The organism is Alloalcanivorax sp. (assembly GCF_964221125.1).
In the GTDB taxonomy this organism is placed as follows: Bacteria; Pseudomonadota; Gammaproteobacteria; order Pseudomonadales; family Alcanivoracaceae; genus Alloalcanivorax; species Alloalcanivorax venustensis.
The window spans coordinates 1-4152 of record NZ_CAXPXK010000122.1; the positions used below are offsets into that span (position 1 = coordinate 1).

Genomic DNA, 4152 nt, shown 5'->3' on the forward strand with positions numbered 1-4152 from the left:
CATCGTCACTCACTACCACCCGGATCACATCGGTCAGGCCGGCTGGCTGGCGCGGTATTTCCAGGCCCCGGTGTGGATGACCCGGGGCGAGTGGGCGCTCACCACCCAGCTGCACGCGGCCAGCGACCAGGAGATCGGCGACAACTTCCGTGCCTTCTTCGGCCGCCACGGCGTGCCCGGTGACGACCTGGACACCCTGGCCGGGCGCGGCAACACCTTCCGCAAGATTCTGCCGGAACTGCCGCCGCAACCGGAAACCCTGGCCGCCGGCGACGCCGTCACCGTCAACGGCGACACCTGGCGGGTGCACATCGGCCGCGGCCACGCCCCGGAGCACATCTGCCTCTACCGCGAGCACGACCAGGTGCTGATCAGCGGCGACCAGGTGCTGCCGAAAATCTCCAGCAACCTGACGGTGCGCGCGCTCGACCCGGAGGACGACCCGGTCACCGCCTTCACCGACTCCCTGCGCGCCCTGCGCGACGCCATGGACGAGAACACCCTGGTGCTGCCCGCCCACGGGCTGCCGTTCCACGGTCTGCACGCCCGCGTCGACGACCTCTGCGATCACCACCGCGAGCAGCTCGACGCCGCCGAGGACGCCTGCCGGCAACAGCCGATCACCGCCCACGATCTGCTGCCGGTGCTGTTCAAACGCAAGCTCGACAGCCACCAGCTTATGTTCGCCATGGGCGAAAGCATCGCCCACCTCAACTGCCTGCTCGCCACCGGCCGCGTCCACCGCCAGGAGCGCGACGGCCGCCTCTACTTCAGCGCCTGACCGCGGCTCTTGTGGGAGCGGGCCTTTGTGGGAGCTTGCCCTGCAAGCGAAAGGCAAGCTTTGCTTGCCGGCAGGATCCCAGAGGCCTTTCTAACGGCGGCACAAACAACCTCTCTGGAATCCTGCCGGGTGGCTGTAAGCCACCCTTTCGCGGGCAAGGCCCGCTCCCACAAAGGCCCGCTCGCACAAAATCAGCTCTCAACATACCCGCCGGAATGTCGGTTGCATTGTATAAATTGGCTGGGCGGCATTCCGCTGGGCGGCACTCCGCTGGCGGTGGCTCCGACGTTCAATAAAACGCATCGACCAAAAACAACCAGGCGCTGATGAGGGGCAGCAGCAGCAAAAAGAACAGCCCGTCCCAGCGCCAGGCCAGGGTATAGGGCGAGCGCCCGGTGAGCTGCGCCAGCACCATCATGGCGGCGGTGAACGGCGAGGAGATCATCGCCAGGCTCCAGGCGCTCATCAGCGCCACCGCCAGCACTTGTGGCTCCAGGCCGATCACATGGGTGTCGGCGAACAGCCCGGCGATCAGCGTCACCGACACAATCGGGTTCAGCCCCACCTGCGCCAGCAGCAGCACCACCAGCATCGCCGTCACCGCCGCCGGCGCGCCGTGCAAGCCGGTGGCGATCAGCAGGTCGCCGAGCCACGCCTGATCCACCAGTGGAATCAATAACCCGCCGAGAAACGCCGAGCCGCCCAGCACCGCGATCTCATTGCGGCTGGCGCCGAAGATCAGCCGCGAGTGCCGGCCCAGCAGGGTCACCGCCCGCACCACCCCGGTGCCGCCGCCCAGCCGCCGGCGCTGCACCGCCATCCAGCCCACCGCGCTCAGCGGGCAGGCGATCAGCACCGCCACCGGCAGCCGCACATCCAGGCCCAGGCTCACCGCGAACACCAGCACGGTGATGCCCAGCGCCAGCGCGATAAAGCGAAACAAGGGTTCCGGCGAGGGGCGCGTCACCACCGGCGCGGTCAGATGGCGCGGCCGCAGCCACCAGTCCAGCGCCCAGCCCAGCGCGAACACGATCGCCGCCGTGGGAAACGCCACCGGCGCCAGCTTCGACCAGCTCAGCTGCGGCATGCTGGAAAGAATCACCGCCAGGGTCACGCCCAGCGGCGACACCAGCGGCGCCAGCGAAAAGCCGCGCAGCATCGCCATGATCATGCGCCGCTCGCGCACCGCCTGGATCGCCCGGTCGCCGCCCGCCGCCTTGAGGCTGTTGCTGCGCTGGATCATGGCGCCGAACAGATTGAGCACGCCGATATTGACGATCATGCCGAACAGGGCGCTGCCCAGGGACAGGGTAGGGTAGCGCCAGGTCGGGCGCTGGCGGATCAACACCTGGCCGGCGTCGCGGATCAACCGCGAACGCATCGCCGACACCCGCAGCAGCCCCAGGGCGGACACGAAGGTGGCGAAGAAACAGAAGCGGTCCCAGGCGTCGAGGAGGATCGGCAGGGGGTCGGAGTGGAATACGGCCACCAGCAGCGACAACAACACCGCCACCGTCTGCAGGCCCTTGGCGAGCAGACCCTGGCGGGGCCACTGGGTGATCAGATAAATCAGAAGGGCGGGACGGGCCATCCATAGCCCGAGCTCGCTGTTGGCGGTGAGCGCCATCAAGGTGCCGATCATGCAGATCGGCAAGGAAAATCTCAGCATGTCATTTCACGGATCTTGTGCGAGCGGGCCTTGCTTGTGGGAGCGGGCCTCGCCCGCGAAAGGCAAGTCTTGCTTGCCGGCAGGATCCCAGAGACGTTGTTGGTGCGTCCGTCAGCAAGCTCTCTAGAATCCTGCCGGCCGGCTTTGCCGGCCTTTCGCGGGCGGGGCCCGCTCCTACAAGGCCAAGCCTACTGCGCGTCGCGAACCATGCCCCGGGCGATGACGATCTGCTGGATCTGGGTGGTGCCTTCGTAGATCCGGAACAGCCGCACGTCGCGGTAGAAGCGCTCCACCGCGTACTCGGCCATGTAGCCGGCGCCGCCGTGGATCTGCACGGCGCGGTCCGCCACCCGGCCCACCATCTCGGCGCAGAACAGCTTGCAGCAGGAGGCGTCGAGGCTGACGTTCTTGCCGGCGTCCTTACTGCGCGCCGCTTCCAGCACCATGGAACGGCCGGCGAACGCTTCCGCGCGGGAATCGGCCAGCATCGCCTGAATCAATTGATGGTCCGCCAGCGGCGCGCCGAACTGCTTGCGCTCCATGGCGAAGCGCAGCGCGTCCTCGATCAGACGCTCGGCCACGCCCACGCACACCGCGGAGATGTGCAGACGGCCCCGGTCCAGCACCTTCATGGCGGTCTTGAAGCCCTGGCCTTCCTTGCCGCCGATAATGTTCTCGGCGGGCACCCGGCAGTCCTCGAAGGTGATGTCGCAAACGTGGGCGCCTTTCTGGCCCATCTTCACGTCCGGCTTGCCGCGGATCAGCCCCGGCGTGTCGCCTTCCACGATAAAGGCGGTGATGCCGCCGGCGCCCTTGTTGTTCTGGTCGGTGCGCGCCATCACCGTGTACAGGCCGGCTTCCGGGCCGTTGGTGATGTAACGCTTGGTGCCGTTGAGAATGTAGTGGTCGCCGTCTTTGTCCGCGCGGGTCTTCAGGCTCGCCGCGTCGGAGCCCACGTCCGGCTCGGTCAGACAGAACGAGCTGATCACTTCGCCGGTGGCCAGGCGCGGCACGTACTTCTGCTTCTGCTCTTCGGTGCCGTCGATCAGAATGCCCTGGGCACCGATGCCGTTATTGGTGCCGAAGAAAGAGCGGAACGCCGGCGAGGTGTGGCCGATCTCGAACGCCACCAGGGCTTCCTCTTCCATAGTCAGGCCCAGGCCGCCGTACTCCTCGGGAATCGACAAACCGAACAAACCCATCTCTTTCATTTCCCGGGCGATGTCCTCGGGAATGGCGTCGTTCTCGGCCACGGATTGCTCCGCCGGAATCAGGCGGTCGCGGACGAAACGGTGGATGGTATCGACGAGCTGATTGAGTACTTCCTGGTCGCGAATCATGGGCGTTGTTCTGTCGTTGGTTTTAGTCAGCGTATTGCATCAAACTCTGTCACGACCTATGCTTTTCGTCAAGTTTCGGAATTGTGTTCCGCTTAGCGGACACGCGCCTTCGGCGGCTACAAGCCCCAAGCTACAAGCCTCAAGCAAGACGGAGGCACGGCCAGCTTGCAGCTTGTAGCTTGCCGCTTGCAGCTTATCGGAGAGAACCATGCTCGACGCCTACATCTACGACGGTCTGCGCACCCCCTTCGGTCGCCACGCCGGCGCCCTTGCGCCGGTCCGTCCGGACGACCTGCTCGCCGACGTCATCCGCGCCCTGATCGCCCGTAACCCCTTCGACCCCGCCCTGATCGAGGACGTGG

At 66.3% G+C, this 4152-nt stretch carries 3 protein-coding genes and 1 pseudogene; 2 read left to right on the plus strand and 2 right to left on the minus strand.

Translation table 11 applies throughout. The features are described 5' to 3' along the window. Nucleotides 1-781: MBL fold metallo-hydrolase (locus tag ACEQZD_RS14350; RefSeq protein WP_370186270.1), on the plus strand; the 781-nt coding region annotated here is incomplete at its 5' end. Between the two features lie 289 nt (nucleotides 782-1070). Here the strand turns inward: ACEQZD_RS14350 and ACEQZD_RS14355 are convergent. Both ACEQZD_RS14355 and ACEQZD_RS14360 read right to left on the minus strand, forming a co-directional pair. Continuing rightward, nucleotides 1071-2450, minus strand: coding sequence for a hypothetical protein (locus ACEQZD_RS14355; RefSeq protein ID WP_370186272.1), 1380 nt, complete (start codon nucleotides 2448-2450; stop codon nucleotides 1071-1073). A 188-nt stretch (nucleotides 2451-2638) separates the two neighbouring features. Beyond that, on the minus strand, nucleotides 2639-3790 hold the full coding sequence (locus tag ACEQZD_RS14360) for an acyl-CoA dehydrogenase family protein (RefSeq protein WP_194855629.1): 1152 nt from the start codon (nucleotides 3788-3790) through the stop codon (nucleotides 2639-2641). Nucleotides 3791-3998: 208 nt separating this feature from the next. Between ACEQZD_RS14360 and ACEQZD_RS14365 the strand changes: the two are divergent. After that, nucleotides 3999-4152: pseudogene (locus ACEQZD_RS14365) on the plus strand (3-oxoadipyl-CoA thiolase); the annotation flags it as partial.

Coding starts and splice junctions, on each gene's coding strand:
- ACEQZD_RS14355 (WP_370186272.1), bottom strand. CDS start 2,450: ATGCTGAGATTTTCCTTGCCGATCTGCATGATCGGCACCTTGATGGCG.
- ACEQZD_RS14360 (WP_194855629.1), bottom strand. CDS start 3,790: ATGATTCGCGACCAGGAAGTACTCAATCAGCTCGTCGATACCATCCAC.